General features: G+C 61.7%; 12 protein-coding genes, 3 pseudogenes and 1 riboswitch. Of the genes and pseudogenes, 9 read left to right on the top strand and 6 right to left on the bottom strand.

Features of this window, described 5'->3' with window-relative positions; translation table 11 throughout:
- Positions 1-41 precede the first annotated feature (41 nt).
- From metE to G015_RS13680, 3 genes and pseudogenes are all read left to right on the top strand, one after another.
- Positions 42-2,360 (top strand): 5-methyltetrahydropteroyltriglutamate--homocysteine S-methyltransferase, encoded by a 2,319-nt coding sequence (gene metE, locus G015_RS0109575; protein WP_020146592.1) that lies wholly within the window; start codon positions 42-44, stop codon positions 2,358-2,360.
- Between the two features lie 601 nt (positions 2,361-2,961).
- A pseudogene (locus tag G015_RS0109570) lies at positions 2,962-3,252 on the top strand (IS30 family transposase); the annotation flags it as partial.
- Positions 3,253-3,288: 36 nt separating this feature from the next.
- Entirely contained in the window at positions 3,289-4,170 is an 882-nt protein-coding gene (locus G015_RS13680) for an IS3 family transposase (protein ID WP_020146591.1), read from the top strand.
- A gap of 122 nt (positions 4,171-4,292) precedes the next feature.
- On the opposite strand, the gene G015_RS0109560 is transcribed toward G015_RS13680, so the two are convergent.
- The 5 genes and pseudogenes from G015_RS0109560 to G015_RS0109535 all read right to left on the bottom strand — a co-directional run bounded on the left by G015_RS0109560 (position 4,293) and on the right by G015_RS0109535 (position 10,208).
- Positions 4,293-4,742 carry a DsrE family protein gene (locus tag G015_RS0109560; protein ID WP_020146590.1) on the bottom strand — a complete coding sequence of 150 codons (450 nt, stop codon included), beginning with the start codon at positions 4,740-4,742 and terminating at the stop codon, positions 4,293-4,295.
- A gap of 407 nt (positions 4,743-5,149) precedes the next feature.
- Positions 5,150-6,206, bottom strand: a pseudogene (locus G015_RS13675) (IS3 family transposase); the annotation flags it as partial.
- A gap of 74 nt (positions 6,207-6,280) precedes the next feature.
- Complete coding sequence (locus G015_RS0109545; RefSeq protein WP_019592062.1) at positions 6,281-7,594, bottom strand: serine hydrolase; 1,314 nt, start codon at positions 7,592-7,594, stop codon at positions 6,281-6,283.
- Positions 7,595-7,741: 147 nt separating this feature from the next.
- The gene (hdhA, locus tag G015_RS0109540) at positions 7,742-8,509 is read right to left on the bottom strand and encodes a 7-alpha-hydroxysteroid dehydrogenase (RefSeq protein WP_020146588.1); all 768 of its coding nucleotides are present in this window, start codon (positions 8,507-8,509) and stop codon (positions 7,742-7,744) included.
- A 799-nt stretch (positions 8,510-9,308) separates the two neighbouring features.
- Positions 9,309-10,208, bottom strand: a complete 900-nt coding sequence (locus tag G015_RS0109535) for a cation diffusion facilitator family transporter (protein ID WP_018174399.1) — start codon at positions 10,206-10,208, stop codon at positions 9,309-9,311.
- Positions 10,209-10,299: 91 nt separating this feature from the next.
- Between G015_RS0109535 and G015_RS0109530 the strand changes: the two genes are divergently transcribed.
- The 6 genes from G015_RS0109530 (at position 10,300) to G015_RS0109505 (ending at position 17,661) form a co-directional block, all read left to right on the top strand.
- Entirely contained in the window at positions 10,300-11,181 is an 882-nt protein-coding gene (locus tag G015_RS0109530) for a LysR family transcriptional regulator (protein ID WP_020146587.1), read from the top strand.
- Positions 11,182-11,699: 518 nt separating this feature from the next.
- Positions 11,700-11,953, top strand: a riboswitch (cobalamin riboswitch).
- Positions 11,954-12,115: 162 nt separating this feature from the next.
- Positions 12,116-14,200, top strand: a complete 2,085-nt coding sequence (locus G015_RS0109525) for a TonB-dependent siderophore receptor (protein ID WP_083925127.1) — start codon at positions 12,116-12,118, stop codon at positions 14,198-14,200.
- Positions 14,190-14,477, top strand: coding sequence for a hypothetical protein (locus tag G015_RS0109520; protein WP_020146585.1), 288 nt, complete (start codon positions 14,190-14,192; stop codon positions 14,475-14,477). Before G015_RS0109525 ends, G015_RS0109520 begins: the two co-directional genes overlap by 11 nt.
- Before the next feature lie 16 nt (positions 14,478-14,493).
- On the top strand, positions 14,494-16,080 hold the full coding sequence (locus G015_RS13670) for a PepSY domain-containing protein (protein ID WP_020146584.1): 1,587 nt from the start codon (positions 14,494-14,496) through the stop codon (positions 16,078-16,080).
- The gene (locus tag G015_RS13775; protein WP_020146583.1) at positions 16,077-16,427 is read left to right on the top strand and encodes a DUF3325 domain-containing protein; all 351 of its coding nucleotides are present in this window, start codon (positions 16,077-16,079) and stop codon (positions 16,425-16,427) included. Before G015_RS13670 ends, G015_RS13775 begins: the two co-directional genes overlap by 4 nt.
- An 88-nt stretch (positions 16,428-16,515) precedes the next feature.
- Positions 16,516-17,661 (top strand): hypothetical protein, encoded by a 1,146-nt coding sequence (locus G015_RS0109505; RefSeq protein WP_020146582.1) that lies wholly within the window; start codon positions 16,516-16,518, stop codon positions 17,659-17,661.
- A gap of 97 nt (positions 17,662-17,758) precedes the next feature.
- Here the strand turns inward: G015_RS0109505 and G015_RS13660 are convergent.
- Positions 17,759-18,869 (bottom strand): annotated as a pseudogene (locus G015_RS13660) (IS3 family transposase).
- Between the last annotated feature and the right edge of the window lie 2,945 nt (positions 18,870-21,814).

Raw genomic sequence — 21,814 nt, 5'->3', positions numbered from 1 at the left:
ACGAGACTGGACGCCGTGTTCAACCCGGAGTCTATAGATCCATGATCACCACCCATAATCTTGGCTTTCCCCGCATTGGCGCCCGCCGCGAGCTGAAGACGGCTCTTGAGCGTTACTGGAGCGGCAACATCAGCCGCGATCAACTGGAAACCTCGGGCCGCGAGTTACGGCAGCGTCATTGGGCCTGGCAACGCGAAGCTGGCATCCAACAGGTCCCGGTCGGCGACTTCAGTTTCTACGACCACGTGCTCGACATGATGCTGACGCTGGGCGTTCTGCCGGAGCGCTTTCATGCCGCAGCGGCCGAGCACCCGCTGGACCTAGCTTTCTACATGGCTCGCGGTCGTTCCCACAACGATGCGTTGCCCGATGTGCCGGCGCTGGAGATGACCAAGTGGTTCGACACCAACTACCACTACCTGGTCCCGGAGCTGACCCTCGAACAAACCTTTGCGGCCATTCCGGACAGACTACGAACGGAGATCCGGGAGGCGCGCGAGATGGGTCTGCAGCCCAAGCCTGTCCTGCTGGGGCCGGTCAGCTTTCTGTACCTGGCGAAGATGAAGGATGACGGGGAGCCACTGGAACTGCTTGACCGGCTCCTCCCGGCCTATCAGGAACTCCTGGAGTGGATCAGCGCAGAGGGAGCTTCTTGGGTTCAGATCGACGAGCCCATCCTCACACTGGATCTGCCCGTCGAGTGGCAGTCGGCGCTAAGGGCGGCTTACGACCGTCTCCACCGCGGCGGGCCACGCCTCTTGCTCACGACCTATTTCGGTGGCCTTGGCAGCCAGCGCGACCTGGCACTGGAACTACCGGTAGCGGGGCTCCACGTGGATGCCGTGCGCGGCGCGATGGAGGTCTCGACCCTCGTGGCCCGGCTGCCGCAGGACAAGATTCTGTCGTTGGGAATCATCGACGGACGCAACATATGGGCCACCAATCTGGAGGCCGGCCTGGACACTCTGGAGCCCGCCGTCAGCAGCCTCGGCATTTCTCGCCTGTGGCTCGCGCCCTCCTGCTCGATGCTGCACGTGCCCGTTGACGTGGAACAGGAAACCGGCATGGACACGGAGGTACGCAGCTGGCTGGCCTTCGCGCGCCAGAAACTGGCGGAGCTGGCGATCCTCCAGCGCGGCTTGACCGAGGGACGCGCGGCCGTCGCCAAAGAGCTGAAACACAGTCGGCGCGTGCACAGCAACCGCCAGAACGCCGTTCGTACTTGCATTCCGCAGGTTCGGGAACGGGTGGCGGGACTGTCCCCGGATGACGCCCGCCGTGCCCTGGCCTATGAACAGCGTGCACCGTTGCAACAACGCTCACTCGACCTCCCATTATTCCCGACCACCAGCATCGGTTCGTTCCCACAAACGCAGACCATTCGCCGGGTGCGCCGTGACTACCGCCGGGGTGAGCTAACCCGGGATGATTACCTGCGCACCATGCACCAGGAGATCGCTCGCGTAATCCGCTTCCAGGAAGACATCGGCATGGACGTGCTGGTGCACGGCGAGCCCGAACGCAACGACATGGTCGAGTATTTCGGCGAGCAACTCGACGGGTATGCCTTTACCCGGCACGGCTGGGTTCAGAGCTACGGATCGCGCTGCGTGAAACCCCCCATCATCTACGGCGATGTGCAGCGGCCCAGTCCGATGACCGTCGACTGGACACGTTACGCCCAGTCCCTCACAAGCAAGCCGGTCAAGGCCATGCTCACGGGGCCGGTGACCATGCTGCAATGGGCCTTCGAGCGCGATGACCAGTCACGCGAGGCCACTGCCCTGCAGATCGCCCTGGCGCTGCGCGACGAGATCGCCGACCTCGAGGCCGCTGGCATTGGCGTGATCCAGGTCGACGAACCCGCGTTCCGGGAGGGCCTGCCGCTGCGTCGAGGCGAATGGAATCACTACCTGGAATGGGCTGCGCGCGCCTTTCGCGTCGCCACCTCCGGTGTAGCCGACGTGACTCAGATCCACACCCACATGTGCTACTCGGAGTTCAACGACATCATTGAGGCCATCGCATCCCTGGATGCCGATGTCATCACCATCGAGACCGCCCGCTCGGACATGGAACTGCTGGATGCCTTCGAGCGATCCATCTACCCCAACGAGATCGGGCCGGGTGTCTATGACATCCACTCTCCGCGCCTCCCCACGGTACAGGAGATGGTGACCCTTCTCGAAAAGGCGGCTCGCGGGATCCCGGTCGAGCGGCTGTGGGTCAATCCCGACTGCGGACTCAAGACCCGCAGCTGGGACGAGGTCCGTCCAGCGCTGGAGGCAATGGTTGAGGCCGCGCGCGCCATGCGTGACCAGCAGCCCGCAACCGAGAAGAAGTCACAGGCCAAGGCTTGACATGTAAATGCACTTGCGTATGATTCGCATTTAGATACGCAGCCCGGACAGCTGTGTGTCGCCGGGACGAAAGGTGACTTCCTGCCTTTGGTCTCTCCAACCTCCGTTAACATTGCCGCCGGATGGGTCATCCGGCGGTTTTTTTATGCCACTCTGGCACGAATGCATCCCAAACTCGCTCGACGATCGTCCCGACTATGCGTCGCACGGCGTGCATTCCCTAGGTGTGATCTCTCAATAGGTTGTCGCGCACGGTGTTGGTCCACTGGAACTCGGGCATTTGCCGGGGCTTTCGGCCACCGATGACCGTGGCTACGTGGTGGCACCGAAGCAACCCAAGCCGTCGAATTGCACAGTGCTGCCTGGCGTCCGCTAGGTGCGGTCCCACTTGCCCATGACCTCCGCGCTGAAGGTGACTACCGGGGTCACAGCTTGACCCGTAGTGGATGCCCGGCGACCTTTAGCAATACCGCCGCTACGAGTGCACCTTCTTCTCAGAACCCGCGTGCCGCCCTGCCAGCGCTGCGTTCACCACACAGATAGCCATCATCCACCTGTGCGATCCGGTCGAGCATATTGCGTCCACCCTCGCGACATGTGACGCACCCTGACCTGGGATCGCGGCAGCGAGATGGCCAGCCATAAGGTCTTCATCGCCGAAACGGATGTGAAGGTGTACTTCTATGACCCGCAGAGTCCTTGGCAACGCGGTACCAACGAGAATTCCAACCGCCTGCAGCGCGAGTACTTCCCCAAGGAGACGGAACTGGCCGGCTTCTCACAGACCGGCCTGGATGAACTCGCCCTCCGTCTGAATCGGCGACCGCGGAAAACCTTGGGCTTTATCTCCCCGGCGGATAAACTCACGGTCACTGTTGCGTCGGCCGGCTGAGCGCACCTCCGCCTTGTTGGCCCGGGAACTGAAGTGATGCATCGCTGCATCAGGGTCCTGACGGAGAAGGCTTCGGTGCAGCGGGTCTGCGATCTGCTGGAGGTAAACCGGGCCGGCTATTACGCGACGCGGGCACGGGCCGAACGCCCAAGCGTGCCCTGCGCCGCTGGCGCTCACCTCGAGCGGGTGTTCGCGGCTTCCGGGCGAACCTACGGCAGCCGGCGTCTGGCAAAAGCCTTACAGGCGGATGGCACAGCCGTGGGCCGTTACCGGGTGCGGACGCTGATGCGCGAGCGCGGCCTGCGGCCCGTCTGGCGGCGGCGCTTCGTGGCCACTACGCAACGCGACGACCGGGTCCCGGTCGCCGAGAACCATCTCAACCGCAAGTTCACCTCGGCCGGACCGAACCAGGCGTGGGTGTCCGACATTACCTATATCCCGACCGCCACCGGCTGGAGCTACCTGGCGGTCATCCTCGACCTGTACTCGCGCAAGGTCATCGGTTGGGCCCTCGATCGGCAGATGCCGGCGAGCCTGACCTGCGAGGCGCTGCGGATGGCGCTGGAGCAGCGCCAACCGGAGCCGGGACTGCTGCTGCACTCCAACCAGGGTTGCCAATACACCAGCGCCGCCTGGCGGCGGCTACTGGCCCAGCACCAGATCCAGGCGAGCATGAGCCGCCGGGGTAACTGCTGGGAAAATGCCGTCGTCGAGTGCTTCTTCCTGAGCCTCAAGAGGGAACGCGTCTGGCAGCGCCGCTACGCGAACCACGGCGAGGCGCGGCGGGATTTCGCGGACGACATCGCTCGGTTCTACAACACCGTTCGCATCCACTCGACGCTGGGCTACCTGCCTTCCAGCGACTATGAGCATCCAACGGCAGCAAATCCACCTAACGCGGTATCCGGAATGACTTAACCACCAAATCCAACACCGGGGCTGCCCCTGATGCGACTCGCAACGCTCATCGAGATCCTACCTACGTCCCCCCGATTGTTTCCCAAGGTCGCCTCTTCTTCCTTGATTCCTCCGATATACGTCTATGGTTTCAAGAAAGTGTATCCTTTTCGTTGCAGATACGAAATATGAGCATTACCGCTGACTACGACGTCCTCTTCCGAAGCGTCGTACAGGTCATCATGCAGGCTAATTTGTCTACCTTCCAAGGTATTATTGCAAACCAAGAATCGGACATTCTGCATCTTTAGATTATCGATGTTCGCTCGAAGATCATCGTCATCTTTCGCCTTGTTAAGGAGGCTTAGTCCGTCTCCACTCAAAACGACTTTTACCTGAATATTGTCGACACCTAATGCATTGACGTGGTTCTGTATGTTCCGCAGAACCATCGTATGCCGGTCACTGTCATCATAGTTCACGTCGTAGACCGCCTTATCTTCTCCATAGTCGTAAGTAACGGCAGACGCATTCCCCGACAATATCAACGCAGTAGTAATCAACAGCAACGGAATAAAGAATATTGTTCTCATGCCTGTCTCCTAACTTATTTAGGTGTAAACGGAACTGGAGGTTCCCATTGTCGCCACTAAACGGCCACTCCTCACTAGCTGGGGGACCGTTAGAAGAATAGACTGGAACTGGAGGATGTTTATTCCGGCTTATGAGTACCGACATCATTCGATAAGCGTAGGCTTTGTGGCCGCACCCCTGCTCCCGCATCAGGCGCCAGACCCGGTAGCGGCCCACGGTCACGCCTTCCGAGCGCAGCGAAAGACCCCATGCCAACGCCGGGGCAACCCTGATGCGATTCGCTGCGCTCACCCGCATCCTACGATGGGAGCTGGCGCCCGCTGGCGGGCGCGGCACGCCAGGGCCGAGGCCGCGCGCGCCAAGTGTAGTGGTCAAGTGATTTCTGACACCTCGATGGGTGTTTCGGCTGTCCCTTTTTTCGCTCGTAGGCGTTGGGCGACAGGTATCCCAAAGTCGAGTACCTTCGGCGCTCGTTGTACCGGTCTCCGGTCGGCGTTCGGAAGACGTAGAGGTCCAGCACGCCGCGGCGGTAGCCGCCGTTGAACCGTTCGATGAAGCCGTTCTGCATGGGCTGGCCTGGCTGGATGAAGCTCAGTTCCACGCTCCTCTGCTCGGCCCAGTCGGCGATCGCGGCCGAAACGAACTCGGGACCATTGTCGAGCCGGAGTTACTGCGGATAGCCCCGCCAGGCCGCAATACGCTCCAGCACCCGGATCACACGGGGTGCGGGCAGATTCAGATCGGTCTCCACCGCCAGCGCTTCCCGGTTGAAGTCATCTACGACGTTGAAGGTGCGAAAGCGCTGTCCGTCCCACAGCGCATCCGACATAAAGTCCGCTGACCAGCACGCGTTCGGAGCTTCGGTCGATGCCAGAGGTCGTGGCTCCCGTGGTGGCAAGCGGCGCTTGCCCTTACGCCGCAGGTTCAGCTTCAGGGCGCAGTACACGCGCCAGACCCGCTTGTGGTTCCAGGGCATGCCCCGACGTCGGATCAGCTTGAACAGCTTGCCAAAGCCCCGCTCCGGATCGCGTTCCACCCGCTCCTGCAGTAGCGCGACCACCGCATCGTCCCGGTCCGGTTGCTTGCGATACCACACCACCGACCGCGCAACCCCGGCCACCTGACAGGCCCGGCGCTGACTCTGCCCATGCTCCCGCGTCAACGCAGTGACCACACAGCGCTTCTCGTCCGGGCTCGGAGCTTTTTTGGGCAATCACGTCCTTCAGGGCCGTGTTCTCCAGGGCCAGCTCGGCGTACATCCGCTTGAGCCGGTTGTTCTCGTCCTCCAGCTCCTTCAGCCGTCGAACGTCGGCCGCTTCCATGCCCCCGTATTTCGACTTCCACTGGTAGTAGCTCGCTTCCGAGACCCCGATCTCCCGACAGACGTCCTTCACCTTCCGGCCGCCTTCGACCTGCTTCAGCGTCTGGACAATATGGCTTTCCGTAAACCGACTCTCGCGCATCTCGGCCTCCTTGGGCTCTAGTGTGCCCGGAGACCCCCAGTTTTCAATGGGCCAAATTTACGGGAGGGCGACAATCAGCGGGCCGTGTCCTGCCCCATCAGATACTCGGCCAAGACCCGGTAGGCCGGCAGCGAGGTTGCATCGTTAGCCGCGTTGGTCGCCAACGGGTGGGAGGCCAAGCGCACAATTACCATCTCTGCGGACGGGTCGATCCAGATCGTCTGGCCGTGTACGCCGCGAGCGGCAAAGACGCCATGGTCGTCGTGACCTATCCACCACATGCTACGATAACTCCAACCATCAAGGCCTCCGAAGCCGGCCTTAGAGAAGGCTGCCTTGTCACCGCCCTCGCGGATGCGTTTTATGGCCTCCTCGGGCAGCACCTGCTCGTCTCCGAGGCGCCCCCCATCGAGAATAAGCTGGCCCAAACGGCCCAAGTCTCGCAGGGTGGCGTTGAAGCCACCGCCTGCGAACGGCGTACCGATCGAATCTACGGTGAAAAAGGCCTCTCGCTCCGCCCCTATCCGCGACCAAACCCGCTCAGCCAGCCAATCGGCGACACTCTTTCCGGTGGCCCGAGAGATGATCCATCCCAAAGCATCGGAGTTGATGGTGCGATAGCCGAAGGCCTCTCCGTGCTCACCAGCCTTCTCTACAGTCTCAAGGAACGCGAAGTAACCGCGAGGCCCATCGTAATCTGCTGGCGGCGGCAGCGGGCTGCCAGCTTGAGCATAAGCCCATACGTCGGCCTCGGGGTCAGAGTAATCCTCTGAAAAGTCGAGCGCGGTGGTCATATCAAGCACCTGGCGCAGAGTGGCGTCGCCAAAGGCGCTGTCAGCGAGCTCCGGCACCAGTTCACCAACGCGAGCCTGTTCATCCAGGGTGCCCTCAGCCACTAGCGTCTCGCCAATCAACCCTGTGAGCGACTTGGTAACCGACATCACCCCATGCAGGGTGTGTTCATCCAGACAGCCGGCGTAGCGCTCGTACACCACCCGACCTTGGTGAAGCACTAGCAGACCGTCGGCGTGATTCACGTCGAAGGCTTCACTCCACGTCATCAACTCTGAACCGTCGGAGGGCTGGAATGTCAGGTCATCAATCGCGGGGTCGGATGCATAGGGCAAGGCCCGAGCACCCTCGGGCCCAGACCGCACACCGACGGTGGGCATCAACTCACGGAAGTGGCAGACCGTCCACTTGAGCTTATCGCCGACGAAGTAATCGTCATCGGTGAAACGGATAGTGCGATCCTCCGGTGGCGGGAAGCCCTGCATCCAATCCATTGGTGCTACCGTTTCGACACCGGCGGCTGAAGTCGGTGGCGCCAAGGCTGCCCCGATCACGAGCAGGGTCGGGATAAGTGCTGCGTTCGTGGTTCTGATCATGATGTGCTCCGATTGGCGTTGGATGGCCACGGCGCACCGGCAATCGCCCGTCCGATCAGTTGCCAGGTAGGCGCGCGGAAGGGACACCGTGCAGTATGATGGCTTCGCAACGCAGATTGTGACGGATACCACGCCAATTTCATCGGGTTAATCCAGTTCCTGTACCCCTCCACCCGAAACGGTAAGGATCTGACCGCTGATCCAGCTGGAAGCCCGAGAGCACAGGAATAGTGCCGCATTGGCAATATCCTCAGGCTCGCCGAGTCGTTTTAGGGGAGTACGGGCAAGCATGCGCTGCTCAATCTCGTCGTTGAGCACCGACATCAGCGCCCTGGTGAGAGTGGCTCCCGGCGCGATGCCGTTGATGCGGATGTTTTTTGGGCCAAGATCAAAGGCGATGTTACGCACCAAGTGGCTGGCGGCGGCCTTCGAGGAGCCGTACGCTGCCATGTGTTGGTTCCTATTCTCGGCCGACATCGAGGTAATGGCGAGAATCGCGCCACCGCCGACCCTCTCCATCTCAGGCGCGGCCAGCTGGGCAAGGCGAAACAGCGGAAACACGTTCAGGTCATAGGCGCGACGAAAGTCCTCCATAGGCATGTCGAAGGGCTTGGGTCCACCGCCGCCGGCGTTGCTGACCAAGAGCGTTAGCTTGCCGAAGGCCTCTACCGGTTTGGCCACCGCTGCGGCAAGATCCTCTTCTCGGGTAACGTCACATGCCATGCTGGTCGCACGACCACCTTCGGCCTCGATACCTTCGGCTACCGCAGCGGCCGCAGCGGCATCCAGATCGCTGACGACTACTGCAGCTCCGGCCCGGGCGAAACTTTCGGCTATGGCTCGGCCGATTCCGGCGCCGGCCCCTGTAACAAGGGCGGCTTGACCGCTCAACGCGAAAAGCTGGGGATCGTACATAAAAACCTCCGATATAGCGATGAGGGGGAAGTTGCCAAGTCAAGCTTGCTTGGCTCTGGCTCATCATCTACCCCTCTCTACGAGTCGAATCTGAGAGCAGATTAACTTCTTGTAGTGGTCGGGTGATTTCCTGCTCTCAAGAATTGTTGGGGCTGCCCACTTACGCTCGTATGCGTTGAGCGACAGTTAGCTCAGGGTCGCGCGCCTTCGGCGCTCGTTGTAGTAGCCAACGATGTAGACCGTGATGCTTCGGTGAGGCTCTCCCTGGTTTGCCTGATACTTCCTTCAAGCCCGCGCGGGTCCGTATGTAGGTGATGTCCGCCACACAGGCCGCGTGCGGGCACGCGGCTGGACTGCTTGTCCAGGTATTTCGCCACCACATCCTCCGGCTCGTCCCGCTGCGCCGTGACCCCGAACCCCCGCTTTCAGACCCGGCACAGCCCATCCTCCCCCATCAGATGGCGGACCCGATAGCAGCCGACCTCAACATCGCCCATCCGCAGCTCCGACTGCACACGGCTTCTGCCAACGGGCCACCCACACTGTTCGAACGTCTCTTTGCCCCAGTGCAAGGCCGGCGCGGTCGCCGGCCGCACGTCTGCAATGCCCAGTAGCCCGACCGGTTCATCTCCAGCAAACCGCAGAACCGCTGCTCCGAGGCCTTTTTTGGAATGACCTTGCCCTCACAGCCGGCGGTTCTCTTCCTCCAACTCCCGGATCCGGCGCTGCACCGGCGTCAGGGGCCGGCCATCGCCGGCCTCCGCGGGCCTTCCAAGTCCGATGGTAGGACTCAACTGCCCTAGGGCCCAGCCTCAACGACCCGTTCCGCCTTACGACCCTCCGTGTGGATGACGACCACCGGACGGACAGGCAAGTCGGCTAATAAACGGTAAAGCCGGATACGCAACCGCTCGGCTCTCCGCATGTCCCTTGCGGGCAACCGAATCTCCAGAAGGAGGTACGGCCCAACCTTCGTATAGCGTGCCTGCCGGGCCGGCACTGCCGCCTCATTCAGAGCCGTGATCACCCGGGCTCTCAGCTCAGCCGGCGGGGCAGCCAGAACCAGCTCGCGTACAGCTTCCAAGGTCATCTTCAGCGGTACACCAATGAAGTATCCAGCCACCAGGAGCACCATGACCGGATCCGCATAGACGGCATACTCCGAAAATGCGGTGCGCTCCAGCAACACCGCCAGGCCGAAGCCCGCAAGGACGGCCGCACTCAAAAGCGTATCCATCAGCCACTGGCGGCGCTCGGCAGAGACCAACCCGCCGGGGGTACGAACCTGCACCCAGCGCAGATAACCCCACACGACCACACAGGCCACTGCGCTAATGGCCGCGAATAACATGGCCATGCCCGTCTCCACTACGCGACCGCCGGTCAACAGCGCGTGCAAGGCCAATGCAATCGACAACAGGGAAACCAGCGCAATAGTCAGCCCCTTCACGGTAATAACCAGTGGTTCAATCGCGGCACGACCGAAGGGGAAACGCTGGTTTGCTGGCCGCCGCACAACCCGTGCGGCGTACACCGAGAGCAACGACAGCACCAGACTTACAAGGGAGTACGCCCCGTCGAACAGGATCACCAGGGAGTTAACCCACAAGCCCCAAACGATACCCCCAAGGGCAAACATGCCGGCCATGGTGGCAGACAGATACAGCGCCGTTTTTTCCCGCGCCCAGAACGAACTCATGATGACCTCCCATTGAATTGCTGGCTATTCTAGGGAGCCCAATTCAATAACGTGAGTCGCTGAGCGACGGGTTTTCCGTCACCATGAGGCTATGAAAGACAGCCAGATCGAAACGTTTCTCGCCGTGGTGAAACAGGGCAGCGTCGCGGCCGCCGCACGCACCCTCGGCCGCAGCCGCACCACGGTGAGCACCGCCTTAAGCGCGTTGGAAGACGAACTGGGGGTGGTGCTGTTCGAACGCAGCGGCAATCAACTCCACCTCACCCCGGTGGGCGGCAGCATCGTGACCGACTGCCAGCGCCTGCAGCAAGTGGCCGGGCAGATCCACGCCCGTTGCCGGCACCACATGAGCGGTGCCGAATCGGCGTTGCGCATCGCCCGCGACGACGCCATCCCTGAGGCTACGTGGCGGGACCTGCTACGTCGCCTGAAGCACGCATTTCCGCATACCAGCGTATCCGTTTATCTGGCTCCACCCCGGGAGCTGCCGGAGCTTGTGGAACGCCAGGCCGTGGATGTGGCCTACGGCTTGATGCCCCAGTTGCTCACCGTGGGCTACCAGTGGTTTCGAGAGCTTGCAGACGTGCGCATGCTTACGGTCACCGCCACCGACCATCCACTGGCAGTCCTCCCCCGGGTCACGCAGGACGACCTCGTCGGACATACGGAGATTGTCATGGCCTATTTGGACAGGGACGGCCTGATCCCAGAGTCTCCCGACACTGACAACTACCTCGCCTTCACGCAGTACGAATTAATCCGCGACGCAGTGATCGAAGGTTCCGGCTGGGCCGATTTACCCTTTCCGCTCATCAGCAGCGCCCTGCGCCAGGAACAACTTCGCACAATCCCTCATCCGGCCGCTAAGTGGTGGAAGACCTTCTGCGTACTGGAATCCGAACAGGCCCACGGAGGTCCCGTGGTGACCTGGCTGGCCAATGAGCTGGAATCCTACCTGACCCGAATCAACTGAGAGCACGAATTCAACGGTGTCGTATTCCCCTGATCTTCTCCTGCGCCCCTGTGGCTCCGGCGCCTGTCCGATCAGCTCCGTTCTCACGTTGATGAAGAGGCGGTCGGCCACCGCATAGCCCCAGCAGTAAATTCGCCGGCTCGAAATGCAACGGACGCCATAATGCGACAGAAGATGCCGCCAGACGTCGCTGGGACACTGACCGGGTCGGTCGGCTTGCACCTAGAGCCCCGGCTCGTATTCCTGACTGTGCAGCCCCATCCCACAGCAGCGCCGCCTGGACGCGGCGCCTGCGTACCGTGATGCGCCATAAACTCCGGAACGATACGCTTCGCTGAAACTGGACCCGATTCTGCGCCATGACGTCTCCCTCAGCTGGATATGTGCTCCCAGCGTTCGACCGGCGGTGGCTCACCCAGGGAGCCTGGCTAAGTCTTCTTCCTCATCGGGAAAGAGTTGAATGGGGTTCATGAACCGCACTCAGCGCATTCTTGCGAACGTACACGCGATCCATTAACCTCCAGCGCCTTGCTTCAGGTGCCAGTCGGTTTAACCCGACTGGTTAAACGGGAAGCCGGTACGTTTGCCCCACCGAGCAAACCAGTCCGGCGCTGCCCCCGCAACGGTAGGCGAGACGGGGGTGCCGCAGAACCAAGCGGTACCCCGGGCACGGCGAAGACCACTGCGCGCAAGCGTGGGAAGGTGCCCTGCCCCCGGTCCAGGAAGGACCCGTCCGCGAGCCCGGAGACCGGCCTGAAGCATCCACGCGGCATTGCGGAGGGCTTTGCGCGGCTCGTTCTTCGGGTCCTTTCCGACGACGGACCCTGCGCCCCGGGCTGATCCACGCCCGGGGCGCAGGGTCCGTGCGTTCGCTCTCCGAGTGCCGCACCTGGCCCACAGCAGGGTGCGCGGGCGGCGCGCCGGAGAGGAAACCATGAACCATCGAAACAGCCGGCCGAATAGCCAGCCGGCAGCCCTTCCCGTTTTTCCCCGAACCCGAAAACCCATCGCGGCGCTGGCAGCACTGGGGCTGATTCCCGGGGTGTTCGCGTCGGTGGCAGCGGACACACTGGACACCTCCGGGGCCGAGACACCACGACTGGACGACGTGGTTGTCACGTCCTCACGCACCGGGAGCGCCGTGAGCGACGAACCTCAGGCGATTCAGGTCATCTCCGAGGAAGAGATCGAAAAGACGGCCGCGAACGATCTGACCGATCTGCTCAAGAAACGCGCCGGCGTCGATGTCGTGCAGTACCCAGGAATGCTCTCGGGCATCGGCATGCGCGGCTTCCGCCCCCAATTTTCCGGGATCAATCAACGCACGCTGCTGCTCTACGATGACCGGCCCGCCGGAGCGACTAACCTGTCCCTTATCAGTCCCTCCGGGATCGAGCGCATCGAGGTCCTGCGTGGTCCGGCGTCCTCGGTTTATGGCTCGTCCGCGATGGCGGGCGTAGTTAATGTCATCCCTAGGCGGAAAACCGGTCCGTGGGAGAGCCGCATCGCGCTCGGTTACGGAAGCTTCGACACCCGCGAGGCCGAGCTGGTCACCGGGGGAAGCGCAAATGAGCGCACGGACATCACTCTGGGACTAGGCGCCCGCGAGCAGCGGGACGACTTCCGCATGGGGAGTGGCGACCGACGCGATAATACTTCCTTCTCGAAGTACGATGCCAGCCTCCACGCGGGCACCATGTTGACCGACGGCTGGTGGCTGGACATGTCCCTAGAAGGCGTACTCGCGCGCGATGTCGAATCTCCGGGCGATATTGCGTATGGCACCGACCAACAAGGACAGAAGGATGTAGACCGCTACAGTGGCGAGACCCGTCTGACCGGCTATATGGGCGATCACGAGATCAGCCTGCTGATCTACGGGGCCCGCGAGGATTCCACGAATATGGAGGTGGTGGATGGCGCCCCCGAATACCGTTCCTCGAGAAACGTGGTCGACTGGCGCGGGGTGCAGATCAAGGACACCTGGCAGTGGGGTAATGCACACCGCCTGACCTTCGGCATGGATCATGAGCGGGCAGAACAGCGCGCACTTCGCTGGGACGCGGACGGCAACCGCATCGAGCCCAACTCCGCAGACAGCCGACGCGAAACCACGGGGCTGTTCGCACGGCAACAATCCCGGCTTCCCACGGATACTGTCCTAACCGTCGGCGCACGCCACGACTGGATCAAGCTGGAAATGCTCGACACGCCACACGGCACGGACTTCGAGCCCGACAGGTCACGTTTTACCAGCTTCAATCCGAGCATTGGCGCTAGTCATCCCTTGGGACAAGACTGGTACCTCCGCGGATCAGCGGGTACGGCCTTCATCGTTCCTGACGCCGGAGCCATAACGGGCCAGAGCGAACGCCAGACCCCGGCCGGCCAGACCGAGATCACTCGGGGCAACCCGGACCTGGACCCGGAAAAGAGCTTTACCTGGGACATTGGGGTCGACTATTTCGGCGGCCCGATGTCGCTTCACGCAACCTACTACAACACCCGCGTGCGTGACCGCGTGGTACGAGTCACCAGGGAGGATCCCGCCGATCCCTCGGAGCCCCGGATCTTCAGCTTTGAAAACGCCGACCGGGCGCGGTTCGAGGGGCTCGAACTCGAGACCCGCTATAGACACAACGAGATGCTCACCCTGTTCGGCAATGTCAATCACATCCTCACGGCATGGGAAGAGGCCGACGGCGAAAAACGCGACAGCCTCAATGTGGCCACCTGGAACGTGAATGCGGGCATCGACCTGGACTTCGGCCAGGTGGACGGACAGATCCTCGCGCGCTATGTCGGACCGCGCAAGGATGAGGACTGGGTCCACAACCCCGGTGAAATCGTCGAGGACGGCGGCTTCACCCTCGTCGACCTATCGGCCGGATGGGAGCCCACCCCCGACCAGCGCCTGTCAATCACGATCGAAAACGCCCTTGATCGGGATTACTTCGAGAAGCGTGGATTCCCACTTGCAGGCCGGACCATTACGGCACGGTACCGTTATGAGTTCTGATGTGCTGCATGCCAGCGCCGTGGTGCTTCGTATTTGCACCGCGGTGTTCGGCGGCTACCTGCTGGCCGTATCGCTAGGGGCCACCATGGTGCATACCCTGCCACTGCACCGGGCGGAGGCGGTCGATCTTTCAATTGCGCTGAGCTTCCTCGTCCACGCCGCCGCGGCCCTGTGGGCCTTCGCGGCGGGAACCGCAATGCGAGCCGCTGTCGGCGTCCTCGGCCCCGGCGTATTGCTGGGGCTGCTGGCACTCTTTCTCGCACCCACCGGCAGCTGATGCCCCGGAGGATCCCATGAAAGATACGTTTCGTCAGAGCATGGCCTGGCTGCATACCTGGACGGGCATCAGCCTAGGCTGGCTGCTCTACTTCATCTTTGTCACGGGCAGCATCGGCTATTTTGCCGTGGAAATCGACCAGTGGATGACACCCGAACGTTCACTGAATGGCCCCGGTGCGTCAGCTGCGGAATCAGTAGCCGTCGCCCAGGAGTATCTGCAGGAGACCGTTCCCAGTTCCGGCCGTTGGAACATCGACCCACCGGGCATCCGCGAGAACCCGGACCTGGAAATCGCCTGGCAGGACTCGAACGGCAGCCGCCAGAACCGCCTGCTGGCACCGGACACCGGCGACCCGGTCGAATATCGAGATACCGGTGGAGGCATGACCCTCTATCGGATGCATTACCAGCTGCATTATCTGCCACGTACGACTGCGTTCTGGATCGTCGGAATTGCCTCCATGGCAATGCTCGTTACACTGATCGCCGGCATCGTGATCCATCGGCGGATCATCCGGGATCTCTTCACCTTTCGGACCGGCAAGGGACAGCGTTCGTGGCTGGATGCACACAACCTGTTCAGCGTCCTGCCGCTCCCATTTCACCTGATGATTACCTGGTCCGGTCTGGTATTTCTCGGATTTACCTATATGTCCGTGATCATCTCTGCAGGTTACGGTGCCGAATCGGCGCCACAGCAAACCTTCTTCAGCGAACGCTTCCCCGGAGTGTTCCATGCCGAGGCTCATGACCAGCCGGCCGATCTGATCGAAATAAAGGGACTAGTACACCGGGCAGAAACGAAATGGGGCGACCGTTCAGTACGCCATGTCACCATTCAGAACCCGGGCGATAGTGGAGCCAGGATCGGCATCGCAAGAGACAACCACACGGTTTTCCGATCCTCGGAGCAGCTCGTTTTTGACGGCGTGACGGGCGAACTACTCGAACATTACGAGCCCCCCCTGGGCAGCGCAGGAGTCGTGCGAGATTCGCTGCTTGGGCTGCACGAAGGCCGCTTCGCCGATGCTCCTCTTCGCTGGCTGTATTTTCTGTCGGGCCTGGCCGGCGCCGCCATGATTGCCACAGGGCTGGTCCTGTGGAGCGTCAAACGCCGGTTGGCAAGGGAAACAAGACCGGACTCGACGATGGGGCCGGCCCTCGTCGAACGACTCAATGTCGCCGTCATCGTCGGCCTCCTCGTCGCTATCCTAGCCTATTTCCTGGCCAACCGGCTGCTGCCTGTCCATCTCGAGAACCGCAGTGACTGGGAAGTCCACGCGATGTTCATTACATGGGCTGCATTGATCCTGCATTCCCTTGCGCGTCCCGCGCGGCGTCTCTGGCGGGAGCAGCTGGCACTACTGGTGCTCGTCGCACTGGCCCTCCCCGTAGTCAATCTCCTTGTTACCGACCGGCACCTGGGCGTCACCCTGACCCAGGCCTCGTGGGTCATGGCCGGAACGGACCTGGCCGCACTCACTGTGGCGGGGTTGGCCGTTTACGCCTGGTACCGCGTCGGTAATGTCCGTGCTGGCTCCGAGAACACGAACATGGGCCACGCCTCTCGGGCGTCCGCGAACGAGGAGACGTCCCAATGACCAGCATCCTGACGGGCATCGCCATGACTGGCCTGGGTCACGGGGGACTGTGGTGCCTCGCGGTCGCCATGAAGCGCCATCATCAACAGGTATGGGGAGTTGACGGCCGGCTTTCCCGCAAACGGCTGTTCGCCATCGTCGGGTCACTGACGCTGCTCACGGCGGCCGTGACTAGCGTGATCGTCTGGGGCTTCGGTCTCGGTCTGGTGACCTACTTCGGAGTGCTGACCCTGGCCGGCCTCGTGGTGTCGATGGCCCTTCGGTCTCTGCCGGCATGGACACCCCCTCTTGCCGCCGCGGCACTGGCCGGCGGTGCGCTAGCCGCATTCGCAGTACTGACAGCTTAGGGCAACGCATCCCTAGCCGCTGCTTCTCGGTACAGACACCCGGGCCGCACGTCCCTTTTCTTTGTCACACAATCAGGAGACAACCCGCATGCAACGCATCCCATTGACCAGGCTTTCCCGCACGACCGCGACAGTGCTCGTGTTATCGCTCACCCCGCTGCCCCCGGCCATGGCGGACAGCGGCCCCCTGCTTTACGTCGCGGATTCGGAAAACCCCGAGTTCCATGCCGTCGCTCCTTCGGACATGCAGGTCATCAAATCCTTCGAGACGGACGCGCCACCCCGTGTGACGAAGGCCGCCGATACCGGGTTTGTCGTTGTTACCGAGCGAGACTCGGACCGTGTGACCTTCATTCGAGGAAGCTCGGCAACCGTCGCAGGCGAATACGAGATGGAACGCCCGTCGCACGTGGAATCATCCGCCGACGCGATCGGCGTATTCGCCGATGGTGAGGGCGCATTCTACGGTTTCGTGCCCGACGACCTGAAGGACGGCGAGGTTGCGCCTCGCCGCATCGACGGCGGAGCACCTCATCATGGCAGCGGCCGGTTTATCGGCGCCGATGCGGTCACTTCCTACATGCCGGAACCACAGGAAGGACTAGCCGAGTCATTGCGGGTGCATCGCGAACAGGGCGAAGACTCGGTACACGCCTGCAACAGCCTGCACGGCAGCACCCTCGGCCCGGGCTGGGTGACATTCTTCTGCGAAGACCACATGAAGGTCTTGGACCTCGAAGATGATTTTGCACCCTACCGGGTGACATACCCTGACGCTCTAGGCGACGGCCGACTCTGGGGGGCTGAGATCATCACGGGAACCGACTGGATGCTTGGAGTCAGCGGCGACGTCGTGATGGCCATGGAACCGCTCGGCTCCGGACACAAGAGTCTGACGTTACCGGCGCCCTCGGTGGGCGGCGCTGTGTCACGGGACGGCCTCGGACTGAGCGTGACCGAGGACGGTGCCGTACATCTGGTCAACATCCTGGAAGAGAACCTGCTGGACTCGATGCCAGCTGGCACCCTGCCCGTGTTCGCCGACGGGGAGAATCGGCCGACATTCCAACAAGTGATAATGCTTCCCGAGCAGGAGAAAGCCTTCGTCGGATCCCCGCTCAGCGGCGTGGTACATGAATTCACTTATGCGAACGACCGGCTCGAACGGGTTCAACAGCACGAGCTGGTCGATGGAGTATCCTCGCTGGCCATCATCGGGGCCGGTCAAGAATGACCTGGGGAGACGCCGGGGATAAACCATTGTCGAGTGAGACGCTATTGAGATGGCAGGGCCATCGTTGCCGAAACGTCGCTTTGTCCACTTCCCCGAATTAGATCCACGCATAACTAGAGCGTTTCTGTGTGGTGTAGCTGCCCGTACTCGACCGGCGTGAGGTTCCCCAGTGAGTCGGGAGGGATGATTTCGTTGTAGTCCTGCAGCCACTGCTCGGTGTGTTCCCGGGCGTCGGTCAGCGTTCAGAAGACGTGGAGGTCCAGGACCCCACGGCGGTAGCTGCCGTTGAACCGTTCGATGAAGGCGTTCTGCATGGGCCTACCCGGCTGGATGAAGCTCAGTTCCACGCGCCGCTGCTCGGCCCAGTCGGCGATCGCGGCCGAGACGAACTCGGGGCCATTGTCGAGGCGGAGTTGCTGCGGATAGCCCCGCCAGGCGGCGATACGCTCCAGCACCCGGATCACACGGGGTGCGGGCAGGTTCAGATCGATCTCCACCGCCAGCGCTTCACGGTTGAAGTCATCCACGACGTTGAAGGTGCGAAAGCGCCGTCCGTCCCACAGCGCATCCGACATGAAGTCCGCTGACCAGCACGCGTTCGGGGCCTCGGTCGACGCCAGGGGCCGGGGCTCCCGTGGTGGCAAGCGGCGCTTACCCTTGCGCCGCAGGTTCAGCTTCAGGGCGCAGTACACGCGCCAGACCCGCTTGTGGTTCCAGAGCAGGCCCCGACGCCGGATCAGCTTGAACAGCTTGCCAAAGCCCCGCTCCGGATAGTGTTCCACCAACTCCTGCAGTAGCGCGATCACCGCATCATCCCGGTCCGGTTGCTTGCGATACCGCACCACCGACCGCGCAACCCCGGCCGCCTGACAGGCCCGGCGCTGACTCAGCCCGTGGTCCTGCGTCAACGAGGTGACCACACGGCGCTTCTCGTCCGGGCTCAGAGTTTTTTTGGCAATCACGTCCTTCAGGGCCGTGTTCTCCAGGGCCAACTCGGCATACATCCGTTTGAGCCGGTTGTTCTCGTCCTCCAACTCCTTCAGCCGTCGGACGTCGGCCGCCTCCATGCCGCCGTATTTCGACTTCCACTGGTAGTAGGTCGCTTCCGAGACCCCGATCTCCCGACAGACGTCCTTCACCTTCCGGCCTCCTTCGACCTGCTTCAGCGTCTGAACGATCTGGCTCTCCGTAAACCGACTTTTTCGAATCTCGTCTTCGTTTCAATAGACCGAATTTAAGGGAAGGCGACAGCCCAACCTAGCGCAGCGGAATCCTTGTCTGTCGGCAACGCGATTGGGCTCGCCTCGGCTCGTTAACGGATCAACCTGAATGGTCGTATCGATCCTTCCCCCAATGCGGTTGCAGTGATTCAGGATACTGAGTGGAGACGGATTCACCGCAGTGCGGACACGCAATCCATTCAACTCCAGGCGACGGGTGCTCAGCTATGGAGAATGGGATCCGACAGCCGCTGCAGAAGAACCAGCTTGACTGCAGCGTTTGGCTGCTCCAAGAACGAGCAACCGACGATGCATATCGGGCCTGGGGCGGAACCTTATCCGCCTGAGAATGAGGCACGAGGTTCCGCGGCTGCGTTGGAAGGAAGGAGTCTCGCTGGCCGGCTAAGCGCTGCTGCGCGTTCGCTTCCCGAATGCGGGTACATAATCTGGCACGAGCCCGCCCACGCGCATCGGCCTCACCATGGTGGAGGATCCACCGGGATCGCGGACCCGCACCGCCCCCAAGCAGGATTTCACAAAGCTCGGCTCGCTCAAGGTCATAAGGCAGACCTGACAGGTCGATCTCAACGGTATCCAAGCCGGTCCTGCGCAAGGCCTCGATCTTCTCGTCGGAACAGAAATGGGTACAGGCCAATTCCACGAGCAGGGGGTAGTCTGCCAGAGAAGTGTGCAGATCCGGGATAACGCTACCCTCTCGACGCTCGTGAAGAATGGCCCCGGAAAGGGAATACTGACCGGACTCGACAACCAATTCACTTTCGACGTGTTCGCTTCCCATCGAATCGTGGTCTCTTACCTCCACGCGATATTCTGGAAGCCAGAGACGGCCAACCTCAGCGATGACCTCCTTCGCGAGGCGGTGTAGTGCGGACTCACCAGTGAAGCCGCAAGGCTCATATCCCACGTCATGCGCGAAATGATGGGCGTTCTTCCCGCCCTTCTTAGCGACCAGAGGGCTTCCACAGCCTTCGCATCGGCAACGACACGCTCGACCGCGCGCCACTTCTGAGATGTAGCGGCGCTCTCCCGTCGTCACGTCTAGACCCCACGGCAAGTCACCCTGATATCGTTCCATCGCTCTTCCCTCATCAATACGCCTCGATATCCCGTATGCGCTACGCTCACGGCCACATGGGGGGCACGTCGTAGCTGCTTCGGTTGGGGGAAACATGGCGGTTCAATGCGAGGGGGAACACGGTCAAAACCCGTTTTTGGAGGGTTTCGACCTTGGGGTTGCAGCCGGGCTTCTAGGAGAAGAGATCGCCCGCTGGGGTGAGCGCGATAGCCGCCCACTGGTTCTGCTACGAGGGATTTGTTCGCTCGCGAGGAAGGCCGGATCAGGCGAAGCCGCCTGCACGACCTTCGAAGCCCAAGAGATCGCCCAGGCAATCGATCCAGCAACCGGTTTTTGGGGGCACAGCGCTAGTGCACGAGTCTCCACACCAAGCGACATGGAAGAAATTTCTCGGGCGATTCGCATTGCCTGGAAAAAACTGGAGGGCCACCACCGGGATGCGATCCACGATGCGTTCCAACGTCTGGGAGCAAAGCGATCTCTGGCGCTGGAGAAAATCAGCAGCGCAGGTGGGCGACACAAACGAGCCCGATATGGACTTAAGTTCACAGACCTTCCGCAGGGCGGTACGCAGTATCGAGCCCCGACTGGGGGCATGCGCTACAGGCTCGAGGAGCAGGCACCCGCAATTAGGCTACTTGGTCCAGTGGCAGACGGACTGGGATTGAACGGTTGGAGGATCTTCCTCCTTGCCGTTCCACTGACCCTTGTCGCAGCCTACGCAGTTATCGCGGCGACAGTAGCCCTAGTAGCGCTTTGGACTGGACCATTCACTGGTCAGCACGTAGCAACCATCGCCATAACCGCCATTACCGTCATATGGCTGGGAAGGCGCTTCTGGAACCTAGCTCACAACCGCATTACAAGAGCTCCTTGGTGGATGCAGTCCCTGAAGATTGATGAGCCAGACGATCACGTACTGGAAATCATCGCTGAGAAGCCGGGCGCGCCGAACACGCTTCGGATGTCACGGTACCGAGGTGACTGCCCAGTTTGCGGGGGTACGGTTCAACTAGACTCCGGACGCCGCGAGTTCTTCCATCGCCAAGTAGGCCGCTGTCGCCGGTCACCGAATGAACATGTGTTTTCGTTCGACCCCGTTACTCGGACCGGGGCGCCTCTTCGCACTCATGCGGAACGAATCGACGTCCCCTAAACAAATTGGCCAGTGCGAACTTTCCGACTGGAAGCGTCACAAGCTTCTCCGAAGCGGGCGAAAGAGCTTCGAGATCACCCGAAATGGATAAGACGCCCTACCGCCATTGGCCTTGACCACGCCTTTCCTATCGCGCACGACCCAGAACGCTTTTGGCCCTGGTCCCCGAAACCGCACTCGCGCTCGCACACCACCTAAAGATCCATCACGCCCGCGGGAATCCCGCGGTTCGAACCTGCCGAGCCCGGGGACACCGCGAAGGAGAGCCCTACGCCAGGAAGTCATCCGGGAGGCCAAGGCCTGTGCCAGTCCCCGTGACGGCGATCGCCTGATTCGTGGTCGGCGTAACACGCCTCGTCGGCCCCTGTCGGTCTGTGGCGTTATGCTTCGGGGACAGCGATCCCCTGTAGTATCCGACACTTATGGATTTCTTGTGCCATTTGACGCCGCTCTAAAACCCCCTTAGCCTACGCTCACCATTTACCCTTATTCTGGCTACGAACCAGGTGGTCGGAGGTTCGAATCCTTCCGGGCGCGCCATATTCCCGAGAAAGGGCCCCCACATCGGGTGGCCCTTTTTCATTTGTCCGATCTCAAAGGACTCGAACCTCCGATAAATTCGTTGGTTCGATCCCGAGCGCAGCGAGGAACGTGTCGGACACGGGCCGACACCCGGAAGGG

Source organism: Thioalkalivibrio sp. ALJ15 (genome assembly GCF_000383695.1).
Taxonomy (GTDB): Bacteria; Pseudomonadota; Gammaproteobacteria; order Ectothiorhodospirales; family Ectothiorhodospiraceae; genus Thioalkalivibrio.
The sequence above is the reverse complement of the archived record's forward strand: the minus strand, read 5'-3'. Positions and strand labels throughout refer to the sequence as shown.